Source organism: Pseudomonas sp. TWR3-1-1 (assembly GCF_049896545.1).
Taxonomy (GTDB): domain Bacteria; phylum Pseudomonadota; class Gammaproteobacteria; order Pseudomonadales; family Pseudomonadaceae; genus Aquipseudomonas; species Aquipseudomonas weihenstephanensis.
This window is the reverse complement of record NZ_JAFCUO010000001.1, coordinates 1-15,908: the sequence shown is the minus strand read 5'-3', so window position 1 is coordinate 15,908 and position 15,908 is coordinate 1. Positions and strand designations below refer to the sequence as shown.

Genomic DNA, 15,908 nt, shown 5'->3' with positions numbered 1-15,908 from the left:
TTACTCTTATCGACTCAGAAAAAAAGAAATCTGCATTATTTACCAGCAACCGAATACTACTTCGGCTTCTTGGTACCGTACTTCGAACGACCTTGGTTACGACCTTTAACGCCGGAAGTATCCAAAGAGCCGCGAACGGTGTGATAACGAACACCTGGCAAGTCTTTTACACGACCGCCACGAATCAGTACCACGCTGTGCTCTTGCAGGTTGTGACCTTCACCACCGATGTACGAGGAAACCTCGAAACCGTTGGTCAGGCGCACACGGCATACTTTACGCAGTGCCGAGTTAGGTTTTTTCGGCGTAGTTGTATACACACGGGTGCATACGCCACGACGTTGCGGGCAGTTTTGCAGCGCAGGCACGTCGGATTTCTCGACGATACGCTTACGCGGCTGACGTACCAGCTGGTTGATAGTTGCCATCTACTAGCTCCACTGTTGTCTTGCGACGCTATTGTCTTGCAAGAAAAGCAAAATGGCAGGAACGAATTCCCGCCAAATTTAGGGGTACAAGAGTCTAAAGAGGATCTTGTCCCCAGTCAAGGCAAGGCCCCGACCTTACGCCACATCAAACCGAGGTTAATGACCTCGATTCGATGAACGGAAGAGCCGGGGCCTACCTTCATTTACCGCAGAACTCAGTTACCGCTCGAGTTCAGCGCTTCGGTCAGTGCAGCTTCCACTTCACTGGCGCTCACGCGCAACGGTTTGTCAGCTTCACGACGACGCTTGCGCTCGCTGTGGTATGCCAAACCGGTACCTGCCGGGATCAATCGACCCACGACAACGTTTTCTTTCAGGCCACGCAGATAATCGCGCTTGCCGGTTACCGCTGCTTCGGTCAGTACTCGTGTGGTCTCTTGGAAAGAGGCTGCAGAGATGAACGACTCAGTCGACAACGATGCCTTGGTGATACCCAGCAGAACGCGAGTGAACTTGGATACGAATTTGTCTTCGCCACCCAAACGCTCGTTCTCGGTCAATACCTGAGTCAACTCCATCTGGTCGCCCTTGATGAAGGTGGAATCACCCGACTCGGCAATCTCAACTTTACGCAGCATCTGACGCAGAATGGTCTCGATGTGCTTATCGTTGATTTTTACGCCTTGCAGACGGTAAACGTCCTGGATCTCGTTAACGATGTACTTGGCCAACGCACTCACACCCAGCAGACGCAGGATGTCATGTGGATCGCTAGGACCGTCGGAGATAACTTCGCCGCGGTTCACTTGCTCGCCTTCGAAGACGTTCAGGTGACGCCACTTTGGAATCAGCTCTTCGTACGGATCAGTACCGTCGTTCGGGGTAATAACCAGACGGCGCTTGCCTTTGGTTTCTTTACCGAACGCGATGGTGCCGCTGACTTCAGCCAAAATAGAGGCTTCTTTCGGACGACGCGCTTCGAACAAGTCAGCAACGCGTGGCAGACCACCGGTGATGTCTCGAGTTTTCGAAGTTTCTTGCGGAATACGAGCGATTACGTCACCGATCGCGATTTCCGCACCATCCGCTACACCGACCAAGGCGTTGGCTGGCAAGAAGTACTGAGCCGGTACGTCAGTACCTGGCAACAGCAGATCTTTACCATCGACACCCACCATCTTGACGGCTGGACGAATGTCTTTGCCGGCAGCTGGACGGTCTTTGGCATCAAGCACTTCGATGTTGGTCATACCGGTCAATTCGTCAGTCTGACGCTTGATCGTGATGCCTTCTTCCATGCCTACGTAGGTCACAGTACCTTTCATTTCGGTAACGATTGGGTGAGTGTGCGGATCCCACTTGGCTACGATAGAGCCAGCGTCAACCTTGTCACCTTCTTTAACCGAAATCACGGCACCGTACGGCAGCTTGTAACGCTCACGCTCACGACCGAAGTCATCAGCGATGGCCAGCTCACCGGAACGGGACACAGCAACCAGGCAACCGTCTACTCGCTCAACATGCTTCAGGTTATGCAGACGGACAGTACCGCCATTTTTGACCTGGACGCTGTCAGCAGCAGAGGTCCGGCTTGCCGCACCACCGATGTGGAACGTACGCATTGTCAGCTGTGTACCCGGTTCACCGATCGACTGAGCAGCGATTACGCCGACAGCTTCACCGATGTTCACCTGGTGACCACGAGCCAAGTCACGGCCGTAGCACTTGGCACAGATACCGAAGCGCGTTTCACAGCTGATTGGCGAGCGCACGATCACTTCATCGATGCTGTTCAGCTCGATGAACTCAACCCACTTCTCGTCTACCAGTGTGCCCGCAGGAACGATAACTTCTTCGGTGCCCGGCTTGAATACGTCACGGGCGATAACTCGACCCAGAACGCGCTCACCCAACGGCTCCACAACGTCGCCGCCTTCGATGTGCGGAGTCATCAGCAGACCGTGTTCGGTACCGCAGTCAACCTCAGTCACAACCAAGTCTTGAGCTACGTCTACCAGACGACGCGTCAGGTAACCGGAGTTAGCCGTTTTCAAGGCCGTATCCGCAAGACCCTTACGAGCACCGTGAGTGGAGATGAAGTACTGAAGTACGCTCAAACCTTCACGGAAGTTAGCAGTAATTGGCGTTTCGATGATGGAGCCGTCCGGCTTGGCCATCAGACCACGCATACCGGCCAGCTGACGGATCTGCGCAGCAGAACCTCGAGCACCGGAGTCGGCCATCATGTACATCGAGTTGAACGACTCTTGCTCAACTTCAACGCCGTGACGATCGATAACCTTCTCTTTCGAGAGGTTGGACATCATTGCCTTGGAGACTTCGTCGTTCGCTTTCGACCAAAGGTCGATTACTTTGTTGTACTTCTCGCCCTGGGTTACCAGGCCGGAGGCGTACTGACTTTCGATTTCTTTCACTTCATCGGTTGCAGCCGCGATGATGCGCGCTTTTTCATCCGGGATAACGAAGTCGTTAACACCGATGGAAACGCCAGAAATGGTCGAGTAAGCAAAACCTGTGTACATCAACTGGTCGGCGAAGATCACAGTCTCTTTCAAACCAACCACGCGGTAGCACTGGTTGATCAGTTTGGAGATCGCTTTTTTCTTCATCGGCAAGTTGACGACGTCGTACGACAGACCTTTTGGCACAACCTGGAACAACAGCGCACGGCCGACAGTGGTGTCGACGATACGGGTGTTGCTCACGCTGCCGCCATCACGGTCATTGACGGTTTCGCTGATGCGAACCTTAACCTTGGCATGCAGTGCGGCTTCGCCAGCACGGAATACACGGTCAACTTCTTGCAAGTCAGCGAACACACGACCTTCGCCTTTGGCGTTGATCGCTTCACGCGTCATGTAGTACAGACCCAATACAACGTCCTGCGACGGAACGATGATTGGCTCACCGTTGGCTGGCGACAGAATGTTGTTGGTCGACATCATCAACGCACGCGCTTCCAGCTGGGCTTCCAGTGTCAGCGGTACGTGCACGGCCATTTGGTCACCGTCGAAGTCGGCGTTGTACGCAGCACAGACCAGCGGGTGCAGCTGGATAGCCTTACCTTCGATCAGTACCGGTTCAAACGCCTGGATACCCAGACGGTGAAGGGTCGGTGCACGGTTGAGAAGTACCGGGTGTTCGCGAATAACCTCAGCGAGAACGTCCCAAACCTCTGGCAGCTCGCGCTCAACCATCTTCTTGGCTGCTTTGATGGTAGTCGCCAGACCACGCATTTCCAGCTTGCCGAAAATGAACGGTTTGAATAGCTCGAGAGCCATTTTTTTCGGCAGACCGCACTGGTGCAGACGCAGGGTCGGACCTACGGTAATTACCGAACGACCCGAGTAGTCAACACGCTTACCGAGCAAGTTCTGACGGAAACGACCTTGCTTACCCTTGATCATGTCAGCCAAGGATTTCAGAGGACGCTTGTTGGAACCAGTAATAGCGCGACCACGACGGCCGTTGTCGAGCAAGGCGTCGACCGCTTCTTGCAACATACGCTTTTCGTTACGCACGATGATGTCCGGAGCGGACAGATCAAGCAGGCGCTTCAAGCGGTTGTTACGGTTGATCACTCGACGATACAGATCGTTGAGGTCGGAAGTCGCGAAACGACCACCATCCAGCGGCACCAAAGGACGCAGATCTGGCGGCAGAACCGGCAGAACGGTAAGCACCATCCACTCAGGAAGGTTGCCGGAACCCAGGAAGGCTTCCATCAACTTCAGGCGCTTGGACAGCTTCTTGATTTTGGTTTCGGAGTTGGTTTGCGGAATTTCTTCGCGCAGACGGCCAATCTCGTGTTCCAGGTCGATAGCGTGCAGCAGTTCACGAACAGCTTCAGCACCCATGCGGGCATCGAAGTCGTCGCCGAACTCTTCCAGCGCTTCAAAATACTGCTCGTCGTTCAGCAGCTGACCTTTTTCCAGAGTGGTCATGCCCGGATCGATAACGACATAGCTCTCGAAGTAGAGAACGCGTTCGATATCACGCAGGGTCATGTCCATCAACAAGCCGATACGGGACGGCAGCGATTTCAGGAACCAGATGTGAGCCACTGGCGAAGCCAGCTCGATGTGAGCCATGCGCTCGCGACGGACCTTGGCCAGTGCAACTTCAACGCCACACTTCTCACAGATCACACCGCGGTGCTTCAAGCGCTTGTACTTACCGCACAGGCACTCGTAATCCTTGACCGGGCCAAAGATTTTGGCGCAGAACAGGCCGTCACGTTCAGGTTTGAACGTACGGTAGTTAATGGTTTCCGGCTTTTTAACTTCACCGAACGACCACGAACGGATCATCTCAGGCGATGCCAATCCAATACGGATGGCGTCGAACTCTTCGACTTGACCCTGGTTTTTCAGCAAATTCAGTAGGTCTTTCAAGGCCTTTCCTCCTGGCGGAGCAGAGAGCGGGCATCACAGCCCCGCTCTCGATTCGCGTCACGTGTTATTCGGTTTCCAGATCGATATCGATGCCGAGGGAACGAATTTCTTTGATCAACACGTTGAAGGACTCGGGCATGCCCGGCTCCATACGGTGATCGCCGTCCACGATGTTTTTGTACATCTTGGTACGACCGTTCACATCGTCCGACTTCACTGTGAGCATTTCTTGCAGAGTGTATGCCGCGCCGTAGGCTTCCAGCGCCCAGACCTCCATCTCCCCGAAACGCTGACCACCGAACTGTGCCTTACCACCCAGCGGCTGCTGGGTAACCAGGCTGTAAGAACCGGTAGAACGAGCGTGCATCTTGTCGTCCACCAAGTGGTTCAGCTTCAGCATGTACATGTAGCCAACGGTAACCGGACGCTCGAACTTGTTGCCGGTACGACCATCTGTCAGCACCATCTGGCCGCTGTCCGGCAAGTCTGCCAGACGTAGCATTGCCTTGATTTCGCTTTCTTTTGCACCGTCAAACACCGGGGTGGCCATCGGCACACCGCCACGAAGGTTCTTCGCCAGATCCAGGATTTCCTGATCGGAGAAGTCATCCAGGCTTTCTTGACGACCGCCAATTTCGTTGTAGATCTCATGCAAGAACTTACGCAGGTCAGCGACCTTGCGTTGCTCTTCAATCATGAGGTTGATCTTCTCGCCCAAACCTTTGGCAGCGAGGCCCAGGTGAGTTTCGAGAATCTGACCAACGTTCATACGCGAAGGTACGCCCAACGGGTTGAGAACAACATCGACCGGGGTGCCATTGGCATCGTACGGCATGTCTTCAACCGGCATGATCACGGAGACCACACCTTTGTTACCGTGACGACCAGCCATCTTGTCACCCGGCTGGATGCGACGACGGATTGCCAGGTAAACCTTGACGATTTTCAGCACGCCTGGAGCCAGGTCATCGCCTTGCTGCAGTTTGCGCTTCTTGTCTTCGAACTTGTCGTCCAGCAGACGACGGCGATCGATGATGTAAGCCTGAGCCTTTTCAAGCTGCTCGTTCAGAGCATCTTCAGCCATGCGCAGTTTGAACCACTGACCATGCTCAAGACCGTCCAGGATTTCATGGGTGATTTCCTGACCTTTCTTCAGACCAGCTCCACCTTCGGCAATACGGCCAACCAGTGCAGAGCGCAGACGTTCGAAAGTGGCGCCTTCAACGATACGGAACTCTTCGTTCAAATCCTTGCGGATCTCGTCCAGCTGGGTTTTCTCGATCGACAGGGCACGAGCATCACGCTCTACGCCGTCACGAGTGAAAACCTGAACGTCAATTACCGTGCCTTTGGTACCGGTAGGTACACGCAGGGAAGTGTCTTTAACGTCGCTGGCTTTTTCACCGAAGATTGCACGCAACAGCTTCTCTTCTGGTGTCAGCTGGGTCTCGCCTTTCGGAGTGACCTTACCCACCAGAATGTCGCCAGCGCCAACTTCAGCACCTACGTAAACAATACCGGCTTCGTCCAGTTTGTTCAGTGCAGCTTCACCCACGTTAGGGATGTCCGCAGTGATCTCTTCAGGCCCAAGCTTGGTGTCACGCGCCACACAGGTCAGTTCCTGAATGTGGATCGTGGTAAAGCGATCTTCTTGAACAACTCGTTCCGACAAACAGATGGAGTCTTCGAAGTTGTAACCGTTCCAGGCCATGAACGCGATGCGCATGTTCTGACCCAATGCCAGTTCACCCATATCGGTGGACGGGCCGTCGGCCATGATGTCGCTACGCTGAACACGATCACCCTTGCGAACCAGCGGACGCTGGTTGATGCACGTGTTCTGGTTGGATCGGGTGTATTTGGTCAGGTTGTAGATGTCGACACCGGCTTCGCCAGTCTCAACTTCGTCATCAGCAACACGAACCACGATACGGCTTGCATCAACAGAGTCGATTACGCCGCCACGACGAGCCACGACGCAAACGCCGGAGTCGCGAGCTACGTTACGCTCCATGCCGGTACCTACCAGCGGCTTGTCAGCGCGCAGGGTCGGTACAGCTTGACGCTGCATGTTGGAACCCATCAACGCACGGTTGGCGTCATCGTGCTCCAGGAACGGGATCAGCGACGCTGCAACCGACACTACCTGCTTGGGCGATACGTCCATCAAGGTGACGTCTTCCGGCGCCTTAACGGTGAATTCGTTCAAGTGGCGGACAGCTACCAATTCGTCGACCAGCACTTTCTTGTCGTTCATCGTGGCCGAAGCCTGAGCGATCACGTGATCAGCTTCTTCGATGGCGGACAGGAAAACGATCTCGTCGGTCACCAGAGCGTCTTTCACCACGCGGTACGGGCTCTCAAGGAAGCCGTACTGGTTGGTGCGCGCATAGGCAGCCAAGGAGTTGATCAGACCGATGTTCGGACCTTCCGGAGTCTCAATAGGGCAAACACGGCCGTAGTGAGTCGGGTGTACGTCACGAACTTCAAAGCCGGCACGCTCACGCGTCAAACCGCCCGGGCCCAGTGCAGAAACACGGCGCTTGTGGGTGATCTCGGACAGCGGGTTGTTCTGGTCCATGAACTGGGAAAGCTGGCTGGAACCGAAGAACTCTTTCACCGCGGCAGCGACTGGCTTCGCGTTGATCAGGTCTTGCGGCATCAGGCCTTCGCTTTCAGCCATCGACAGACGCTCTTTGACCGCACGCTCAACACGTACCAAGCCAACGCGGAACTGGTTTTCAGCCATTTCGCCTACACAGCGAACACGACGGTTACCCAGGTGGTCGATGTCATCGACGATGCCTTTACCGTTACGGATGTCGACCAAAGTCTTCAGTACCGCGACGATATCTTCTTTGCACAACACACCCGAACCTTCGATTTCGGTACGACCGATACGACGGTTGAACTTCATCCGGCCGACCGCAGACAGGTCATAACGCTCAGGGCTGAAGAACAGGTTGTTGAACAAGGTTTCGGCAGCGTCTTTGGTTGGCGGCTCGCCGGGACGCATCATGCGATAGATCTCGACCAGGGCTTCCAATTGGTTGCTGGTGGAGTCGATCTTCAGAGTGTCGGAGACGAACGGACCGCAGTCGATATCGTTGGTGTACAACGTTTCAATACGAACAACCTGGCTCTTGGCAATTTTAGCCAGAATCTCAGTGGTCAGTTCGGTGTTGCACTCAGCAATGATTTCGCCAGTTGCCGGATGCACGATAGCCTTGGCCGTTGTGCGACCCAGGACGTAGTCCAGAGGCATAACGAGCTCTTTGATACCGGCTTTTTCCAGCTGGTTGATGTGACGAGCAGTAATACGACGACCCTGCTCAACAATCACCTTGCCTTTGTCATCGGTAATATCGATGGCCGCAATTTCACCGCGCAGGCGCTGAGGAACCAGCTCCAGGCTGATGCTTTCACCTTGAACGTGGAAAACGTTGGTGGTGTAAAACGCGTCCAGCACTTGCTCAGTGGTGTAGCCCAGCGCGCGCAGCAATACCGATGCAGGCAGCTTGCGACGACGGTCAATACGCACGAACACGCAGTCTTTAGGGTCGAATTCGAAATCCAACCAAGAACCGCGGTACGGGATGATGCGAGCGGAATAAAGCAGTTTACCGGAGCTGTGCGTCTTGCCGCGGTCGTGGTCAAAGAACACGCCCGGGGAACGGTGCAGTTGGGAAACAATTACACGCTCAGTACCGTTGATTACAAAGGTACCGTTTTCAGTCATCAGGGGAATTTCACCCATGTAGACTTCTTGCTCTTTGATGTCCTTGATTGCTTTATTCGACGATTCTTTGTCGAAAATAATCAAGCGAACTTTTACCCGCAAAGGTACGGCGTACGTTACACCGCGCAACACGCATTCTTTGACATCAAACGCCGGTTCGCCCAAGCGATAACCGACATACTCCAGCGCAGCATTGCCGGAGTAGCTGATGATCGGGAAAACGGATTTGAAGGCCGCATGCAGGCCCACGTCGCGGAACTGATCTTTAGTCGCTCCCGCCTGCAAGAATTCACGATACGAATCCAGCTGGATTGCCAAGAGATACGGCACATCCATGACGTCCGGCAACTTGCTAAAGTCCTTGCGGATACGTTTTTTCTCAGTATATGAGTAAGCCATCAGCGTTCCCCAGCTTGGTCACCTGCTTGTTTGGCCTCTCCCGACGGGAGCAGCCAGAAAATCGTGCAAACCCCTTGGTTTGCTCCACCGCACAGGGTGGTTACAGCACGTTAGAGACGCCGACCCAGTCGGCAGCCAATAACGGAAAAAGGCCGGTGGCATGAGCCACCAGCCATCAGCCTCAGCTTAACGCCTGGGCTGGATACGCAAGGTCGATGCTTATTTCAGCTCGACTTTAGCGCCTGCTTCTTCCAAGGTAGCCTTGGCTTTGTCAGCTGCGTCTTTAGCAACAGCTTCCAATACCATAGCTGGAGCGCCGTCAACTACTGCCTTGGCTTCTTTCAAGCCCAGACCAGTCAGCTCACGAACAGCCTTGATCACGTTAACTTTCTTCTCGCCAGCTTCCAGCAGCATGACGTTGAATTCAGTTTGCTCTTCAACAACAGCGGCAGCAGCAGCTGGACCAGCAGAAGCAGCGGCAGCCGAAACGCCGAATTTTTCTTCGAAAGCTTTGATCAGCTCAACAACCTGCAGAACCGACATTTCAGCTACGGCGTTGAGGATATCGTCTTGGGAGATAGACATTGCTGTATTTCCTGAATTGGGGGACGGCCTACGCGGCCATCGAAATAAACAAAAATACGCGAGAGAAAATGCTCAGCCTTAGGCTGCAGCAGCTTCTTTTTGCTCGCGAACTGCAGCCAGAGTACGAGCCAGCTTGCTGGTAGCGCCTTGAATCACGCTCATCAGCTGCGAAATAGCTTCGTTACGGGTCGGCAGTGTTGCCAGTACGTCGATTTGGTTAGCTGCGAGGAACTTGCCCTCGAACGCAGCTGCCTTAATCTCGAACTTATCCTGACCCTTAGCGAACTCTTTGAACAAACGGGCAGCAGCGCCAGGATGTTCGTTGGAGAATGCAATCAAGGTCGGGCCAGTGAACACGTCGTTGAGAACACTGTAGTCAGTGTCAGCAACTGCGCGCTTGAGCAGAGTGTTACGTACAACACGTACGTAAACGCCTGCTTCACGAGCCTCTTTACGGAGTCCGGTCATAGCGCTTACTGTCACACCGCGGGCATCAGCCACAACAGCAGACAGGGCAACTTTGGCAGCCTCGTTGACTTCAGCGACGATGGCCTTCTTGTCTTCGAGTTTAATTGCCACGGGTTTAACTCCTGCTTGTTACCGTTTCATTCAGCCGAGGCTGAATGTCGTTTTGGTGTCTGATTCGGTAAGGAACCGGGAGCACCATCTGCGTAGGCTTGAGGTTTAAGGCTTTCACCGCCTACGGTCTTGGATAGCCCCCGCCAGGCAGGGACCCCAATCTTTCAATTGGCACATTTAACTGCGCCAACTTTGTCTTACGCGTCCAGAGAACCTTGGTCGATGACCAAGCCTGGGCCCATAGTGGTGCTCAGGGTAACGCGCTTAACGTAAATACCTTTCGAGGAAGCAGGCTTGATACGCTTCAGATCAGCGATCAGGGCTTCAACGTTTTCCTTCAGCTGGACAGCATCAAAGCCGACCTTGCCAACGGAAGTGTGGATGATACCGTTTTTGTCGGTGCGATAACGAACCTGACCAGCTTTGGCGTTTTTAACCGCGGTAGCAACGTCTGGAGTTACAGTACCAACCTTAGGGTTAGGCATCAGACCACGTGGACCCAGGATTTGACCCAACTGACCTACAACACGCATTGCGTCCGGGGATGCAATTACTACGTCATAGTTCAGGTCGCCGCCTTTCATTTCGGCAGCCAGATCGTCCATACCAACGCGATCAGCGCCGGCCGCCAGAGCAGCTTCAGCAGCCGGGCCCTGTGTGAACACAGCTACACGTACAGTCTTACCAGTGCCGTGTGGCAGCACAGTCGCGCTACGAACAACCTGGTCAGATTTACGTGGGTCTACGCCCAAGTTAACAGCGATGTCAAAAGACTCACTGAACTTAACAGTCGACAGCTCAGCCAGAAGAGCGGCAGCGTCTACAAAGTTGTAGGACTTGCCAGCTTCGATTTTACCGGCGATTGCCTTTTGACGCTTAGTCAGCTTAGCCATTACACACCCTCCACGTTAAGGCCCATGCTACGAGCAGAGCCGGCGATGGTACGCACGGCTGCATCCAGATCAGCTGCAGTCAGATCCGCGTTTTTGGTTTTCGCGATTTCTTCCAGCTGAGCACGGGTAACAGTGCCAACCTTAACGGTGTTTGGACGAGCGGAACCGCTAGTCAAACCAGCCGCTTTCTTCAGCAGAACCGAAGCAGGAGTCGACTTAGTTTCGAATGTGAAGCTACGGTCGCTGTATACAGTGATGATCACTGGAGTCGGCAGGCCTGGCTCAATACCCTGAGTACGGGCGTTGAAAGCCTTGCAGAATTCCATGATGTTCACACCGTGCTGACCCAGAGCCGGACCAACAGGTGGGCTTGGGTTAGCCTGAGCGGCCTTCACTTGCAGCTTGATGTAAGCGGTAATTTTCTTGGCCATGAGGCACTCCAATTACGGGTTCAGACGCCTAAATTAAAAGGCTCCCCGGTTACTTGCGTGTTTATCCCAGTGACGACAAAACCCCACAGCCTAAGCCATGGGGTTGGGATGCGTATTCAGCTAGACCTTTTCGACCTGGCTAAACTCTAGCTCCACCGGAGTGGAACGACCGAAAATGAGCACAGCCACTTGGATGCGACTCTTTTCGTAGTTAACTTCTTCTACCGTGCCATTGAAATCAGCAAACGGGCCGTCGGTCACACGAACAACCTCACCCGGCTCGAACAGTGTTTTCGGCTTAGGCTTATCACTGCCATCAGCAACACGTCGCAGAATCGCTTCTGCTTCTTTGTCTGTGATCGGTGCTGGCTTGTCAGCGGTGCCACCAATAAAGCCCATGACACGAGGGGTATCCTTGACCAAGTGCCAAGTACCTTCGTTCATGTCCATTTGGACCAACACATAACCAGGGAAGAACTTGCGCTCACTTTTGCGTTTCTGGCCATTACGCATTTCAACCACTTCTTCAGTGGGAACCAGAATTTCGCCGAAGCCTTCTTCCATGCCTGCCAGCTTAATACGCTCAATCAAAGAGCGCATAACATGCTTTTCGTAACCCGAATAAGCATGCACTACGTACCAACGCTTAGCCACGGGACACCCTTAGCCAACAATCAAGGAAACGAGCCAGCCGAGCAGGGAATCCAAACCCCACAACAGCAACGCCATAACAAGAACAACAGCCACCACGATCAACGTAGTCTGCGTAGTTTCTTGGCGAGTTGGCCATACGACTTTACGAATTTCAGCACGAGCTTCCTTTACCAGGACAGCAAACGACTTGCCTTTTGCAGTCTGCAAACCCACATAGGCAGCAACAGCAGCAATCACAAGAAGTGCGATGACGCGATACAGGATCGGCGAACCAGAATAATACTGATTCCCAACAACGCCAACCACGACAAGCGCAACCACTACTAGCCACTTGAGGAGATCGAAGCGAGAGCCTTGAACTTCAGCCTTGGGAGTCATCAAAGAGGATCCTGTGAAAAGAAAGCCAGATGCATTGTACGAATCTGGCAGGTCAGGAGGGAATCGAACCCCCAACCTACGGTTTTGGAGACCGTCGCTCTGCCAATTGAGCTACTGACCTAAAACATTATCGAGCCGCCGATTATGCCGACCCGAGAGAGACTTTTCAACAAACAATGCGAATACTTTTGCAATCAGATCATGAGACAACCTGAAAACCTTGCTAGCAGCAGAATGCGTGCCACCCACAAAAGCAATCACCAACCAGAGCAGCAGACCCAACCAACAGCCCACCAGCAAACACTCCAGGCAAGCTATTCAGCCCACTAAAACAAAGGCAGATATTTTCATATCTGCCTTGTTATATGGAGCTCTTGAGCGGATTTGAACCGCTGACCTCACCCTTACCAAGGGTGTGCTCTACCAACTGAGCTACAAGAGCAAAACCTTCTCTAAACCAGCATGTTATGGAGCGGGTGGCGGGAATCGAACCCGCATCATCAGCTTGGAAGGCTGAGGTTCTACCACTAAACTACACCCGCAAAACATGCTGACCGATATAAATATGGTGGAGGGGGAAGGATTCGAACCTTCGAAGTCGTAGACGTCAGATTTACAGTCTGATCCCTTTGGCCGCTCGGGAACCCCTCCTGAGCTGGTCGAAATTCTACATCATTTCAACCTTATGTCAACCGCTTTTGTTAACTAAATCATCAACTTAGGCGACTTACACACTTCACATCAAAAACCCTTTTAGGTGTTCACTGTGGAGCGGGCGCCATTCTATGCAAACTATCCGGCAGCTGCAACCCCCCCGCAGTCCTTTTTTTCGTATTTGAAGTCATTGAATTCATTAGCAAGATTCTGCAAAAGAACTTCAGGCTTTTTTTCATCCCCTTGCGCGCTGATCTTGAACAGATAGCTTGGCGCGCCCGCATCTCCATCAACGGTTAATTCGCTTGCAACATCTGTCTCTGCGAGCCTCTGGCGAATGATACTCAGCGAAGCTCCATCGATTGGAAGAGTCAGGTGGAAGCACGTGCTTAGCGGCGCAACGACCTCCCCTCCTGGCGCTATGGGACGGACCTCCTTAAGCAATTGAATATCTTGTTTGCTGCCTTTGTACAGCGCCAGAGAGGCGACCTCCTTAACCCTAGGAGGCGCCTCTTGCTGACGCCACACATAGTAGAAAATATTGAGCACCACTAGCAGTAGGAACAGCCAACGCATAGAAACCTCAAGACAAAGGACAAGCTGTAGCCAAGCCGACAAAAACAAGATCTTTTACCAGGTGCGCCTGGGGTAGTGCAGACATCACCAAATCCGCATCCCCACCAGTAAGGAATACCTCGAATTCCTCCCCCCAATATTCATGGGCCAATTGGAGTTGAGTCTGGACAAATCCGCGAAGCATCAGTAAGCATCCCCTCTCGACCGCCTCAACAGTAGTACGACCTGGAGTGCTGCTCAGCAAAGCCTGCTCGGCAGAATGATCGTCATACTTTATCCGTCGCGTATGTGTACGCAGCTGATCTCGCATCAGCGGGAGACCAGGGCAAATAAACCCACCCAGATGCCGTCCATTTGCCGCAACAAAATCTGCGGTCACTGCCGTACCTAGGTCCAAAATCAAACACGCACCTTTGGACAGCTCAAACGCGCCCACCACTGCCAGCCAGCGATCCAGCCCTAGACGCTCGAAGTCCTCATAACCATTCGTGACACCTGCCACGGCCCGGACAGGGCTTGCGCACATCACGGCAACAGAAAATTCAGCTCTCAGCACAGCAACCAAACACGCAGTTTCCTCATCACTGCGCACGCTAACCATACGGCAATGAGTAATCTTTAGATCATGATTACCTGACACGGCGGCTATCAATTCAGTTGCTGAGTCAGCTATACCCGAACCTAAGACCGTCTCGCGATCCAAGACCCGCCACTTGATAAAACTATTGCCACAATCCATTTCAAGAATCATTGCGCAACCTCAAGCTCAGCTCACCGCCGCTGAATACTTTCTCCTGACCTTCCACCCTCAAGCGCAATGCGCCCTGCGGATCTATACCGATGACAGTTCCATTCACCTGGTTAACACCGGCAATCAGTGAAACCTCACGCCCAGCCCACAGGTGATTTGACTCCCACTCAGCCTGAACGGCAGAAAAACCTAGCTTAGCGTGACGCTCAAGATAGATCTGCAAGGTCTCACTCAGCGTCAAAATAACGAGATTACGATTCACCTCCTTGCCCGTCTCCAATCGCATTGATGTCCACGCTTGGTCAACCTCGTTTGTCGCCTTCATATTTACGTTGATACCAATACCGATGACCACATGACACACATCCGCTGGATCACCCACCAACTCCAACAAAATACCCGCGATCTTTTTATTACCGACCAACAAATCGTTTGGCCACTTAAGCCCCACACTTAAACAGTCATAACTTCGCAAAACACTCATTACAGCCAGGCCTACAACTAAACTCAACCCTTCCAGTTGATGCATGCCTCCATCCATCCTAAGCACCAAGCTGTAGTAAATATTTTGAGCAAAAGGACTAACCCACTTGCGACCGCGTCGCCCACGACCTGCACTTTGTTGCTCAGCCACGACAACAAAAGGCGCCGCCCTCCCCGCAGAAACCCCACGCAATGCCTCTGCGTTGGTGGAGTCCAGTGACTCAAATATCGACATAGGATAGTGAGAATCCGCCAATGTCCCTTGATCTATAAGCTCAAGCGGTGCAGCCAATTTATAGCCACGACCACGAACTTTATGAATAGGCAGGTTCAATTCGACCTCTAACTTCTGGAGCTGCTTCCATACGGCACTGCGACTGATACCTAGCGCGGCACCTAGAGCTTGTCCAGAATGAAAACGACCATCTTTAAGGAGCTTCAACAACGTCAGCATGCACGTATCGCCTCGCAATCAGGTACGCATGATAACGACGGACAACGTCACTGCATAGAAAAGCGCTGGATTGCACTATCCAAGATTTGGTGGCGCCGTACCGATCCCGATGCAGCCAATGCTTGAAATTAGGAAACTGTAGCGCCATCGATGCCTAGGTATTAGTTACATAACGTGGGAGCACCTGGGTCTCCATATACGCTGAAGACAACGCAAATATTCAGCTATTTGGATCAAGAATATTTTTCGAGCGCACAAACAAAATCCCCGTCTGCGTGAGCAGACAGGGATTCTGGAATTTAATCTTGACGATGACCTACTCTCACATGGGGAAACCCCACACTACCATCGGCGATGCATCGTTTCACTGCTGAGTTCGGGATGGGATCAGGTGGTTCCAATGCTCTATGGTCGTCAAGAAATTCGGGTACTGAGTCGTAGCCAGTTGGCTTCGCTTCAGCAAATTGGGTATGTGATAGTTTTCGGTGT

At 53.0% G+C, this 15,908-nt stretch carries 12 protein-coding genes, 4 tRNA genes and 1 rRNA gene; all 17 read right to left on the bottom strand.

The genetic code is table 11. The features are described from left to right. Window positions 1-56: 56 nt before the first annotated feature. Window positions 57-428 (bottom strand): 30S ribosomal protein S12, encoded by a 372-nt coding sequence (gene rpsL / locus ACP7A4_RS00085; RefSeq protein ID WP_002555494.1) that lies wholly within the window; start codon window positions 426-428, stop codon window positions 57-59. A 215-nt stretch (window positions 429-643) separates the two neighbouring features. Continuing rightward, window positions 644-4,843 carry a DNA-directed RNA polymerase subunit beta' gene (gene rpoC, locus ACP7A4_RS00080; protein ID WP_048362309.1) on the bottom strand — a complete coding sequence of 1,400 codons (4,200 nt, stop codon included), beginning with the start codon at window positions 4,841-4,843 and terminating at the stop codon, window positions 644-646. 64 nt (window positions 4,844-4,907) lie between these two features. Then, a complete protein-coding gene (rpoB, locus tag ACP7A4_RS00075) occupies window positions 4,908-8,981 on the bottom strand; it encodes a DNA-directed RNA polymerase subunit beta (protein WP_048362308.1) in 4,074 nt (1,357 codons plus the stop codon). 219 nt (window positions 8,982-9,200) lie between these two features. Further along, the gene (gene rplL, locus ACP7A4_RS00070; protein WP_019409897.1) at window positions 9,201-9,566 is read right to left on the bottom strand and encodes a 50S ribosomal protein L7/L12; all 366 of its coding nucleotides are present in this window, start codon (window positions 9,564-9,566) and stop codon (window positions 9,201-9,203) included. 78 nt (window positions 9,567-9,644) lie between these two features. Beyond that, window positions 9,645-10,145, bottom strand: a complete 501-nt coding sequence (gene rplJ / locus ACP7A4_RS00065; RefSeq protein WP_048362307.1) for a 50S ribosomal protein L10 — start codon at window positions 10,143-10,145, stop codon at window positions 9,645-9,647. 197 nt (window positions 10,146-10,342) lie between these two features. Further along, window positions 10,343-11,038 (bottom strand): 50S ribosomal protein L1, encoded by a 696-nt coding sequence (gene rplA, locus ACP7A4_RS00060; RefSeq protein ID WP_048362306.1) that lies wholly within the window; start codon window positions 11,036-11,038, stop codon window positions 10,343-10,345. Next, window positions 11,038-11,469 (bottom strand): 50S ribosomal protein L11, encoded by a 432-nt coding sequence (gene rplK / locus ACP7A4_RS00055; protein ID WP_048362305.1) that lies wholly within the window; start codon window positions 11,467-11,469, stop codon window positions 11,038-11,040. The genes rplA and rplK overlap by 1 nt, the downstream gene beginning before the upstream one ends. A gap of 120 nt (window positions 11,470-11,589) precedes the next feature. After that, window positions 11,590-12,123, bottom strand: coding sequence for a transcription termination/antitermination protein NusG (gene nusG, locus ACP7A4_RS00050; protein ID WP_048362304.1), 534 nt, complete (start codon window positions 12,121-12,123; stop codon window positions 11,590-11,592). A 9-nt stretch (window positions 12,124-12,132) separates the two neighbouring features. Then, complete coding sequence (secE, locus tag ACP7A4_RS00045) at window positions 12,133-12,501, bottom strand: preprotein translocase subunit SecE (RefSeq protein ID WP_048362303.1); 369 nt, start codon at window positions 12,499-12,501, stop codon at window positions 12,133-12,135. Window positions 12,502-12,546: 45 nt separating this feature from the next. Then, window positions 12,547-12,622: transfer RNA gene (locus ACP7A4_RS00040), tRNA-Trp, on the bottom strand. Between the two features lie 245 nt (window positions 12,623-12,867). Further along, window positions 12,868-12,943: transfer RNA gene (locus ACP7A4_RS00035), tRNA-Thr, on the bottom strand. A gap of 26 nt (window positions 12,944-12,969) precedes the next feature. Next, window positions 12,970-13,043 (bottom strand) — tRNA-Gly (locus tag ACP7A4_RS00030). A gap of 24 nt (window positions 13,044-13,067) precedes the next feature. Further along, window positions 13,068-13,152 (bottom strand) — tRNA-Tyr (locus tag ACP7A4_RS00025). A 141-nt stretch (window positions 13,153-13,293) separates the two neighbouring features. Beyond that, window positions 13,294-13,731 carry a hypothetical protein gene (locus ACP7A4_RS00020; RefSeq protein WP_426245031.1) on the bottom strand — a complete coding sequence of 146 codons (438 nt, stop codon included), beginning with the start codon at window positions 13,729-13,731 and terminating at the stop codon, window positions 13,294-13,296. Window positions 13,732-13,738: 7 nt separating this feature from the next. Then, entirely contained in the window at window positions 13,739-14,482 is a 744-nt protein-coding gene (locus ACP7A4_RS00015) for a pantothenate kinase (protein WP_426245029.1), read from the bottom strand. Further along, window positions 14,472-15,419, bottom strand: coding sequence for a bifunctional biotin--[acetyl-CoA-carboxylase] ligase/biotin operon repressor BirA (birA, locus tag ACP7A4_RS00010; RefSeq protein WP_426245027.1), 948 nt, complete (start codon window positions 15,417-15,419; stop codon window positions 14,472-14,474). Before birA ends, ACP7A4_RS00015 begins: the two co-directional genes overlap by 11 nt. 303 nt (window positions 15,420-15,722) lie before the next feature. Next, window positions 15,723-15,838: ribosomal RNA gene (gene rrf, locus ACP7A4_RS00005) — 5S ribosomal RNA — on the bottom strand. Window positions 15,839-15,908: the final 70 nt, after the last annotated feature.